The sequence below is a fragment of the Streptomyces doebereineriae genome (genome assembly GCF_031845645.1).
Lineage (GTDB): Bacteria > Actinomycetota > Actinomycetes > Streptomycetales > Streptomycetaceae > Streptomyces > Streptomyces canus.
In genome coordinates this window covers 1-615 of sequence record NZ_JAVREZ010000084.1, presented here as the reverse complement: position 1 = coordinate 615, position 615 = coordinate 1, and the positions used below count along the sequence as shown (strand labels likewise).

The window sequence follows — 615 nt, the reverse complement described above, 5'->3', positions numbered from 1 at the left end:
GATGAAATCGGTGCGGTTTCTGTCGCTCCAGCTATTCGCAACGGAATGAGAGTTCGCGGCGATGCTCCGGCCTGCGACCTAAGGGCTGTCCCGTAAATGATCTTCAGGTTTCTCCGGACATTCTTGGCTGCCGTGTGACCCGCAGTCCTAACCGGCGAGGGCGAGGTTGTGCATGTGGGCGATGCGAGAATGGCGTGGTGGACGCCGTCGCCTTTGAGGCAGCAGTCGCGGCGGATCTTCCAGGGCTTTCATGCGGGCGAGGACGTGCTCGACTCGGACCCGGACGTGCTTGTGGGACTTGTTGTGTTCCTCTTTCCAGTCCGGGAGTTCGGTCTGGCCGCGCTGTCGGCGGTGTGGGGTGACGAGTCCGGTGCCCGGGTATCCGCCGTCGGCGATCGTGAGGGTCTTGCCGACGGCGGCCTTGGCGCCCATGACGGCGACCTCGGCGTCCGGCCAGGCGAACACCTTGGTGGCGTTGAGCGAACGCGAGTTCATCGCGATGTTGGCGCCGCCGTAGATCTTGCGGGTCACCAGGGTGACGCGGGGGACCGAGGACTCACCGAAGGCGTGCAGCAGATTGGCGCCGCGGCGCACCACACCGCCCCACTCCTGGTC

General features: G+C 65.4%; 1 pseudogene. It reads right to left on the bottom strand.

Features of this window, described 5'->3' with window-relative positions:
- Window positions 1-147 precede the first annotated feature (147 nt).
- Window positions 148-615: pseudogene (locus tag RNB18_RS50810) on the bottom strand (carboxyl transferase domain-containing protein); the annotation flags it as partial.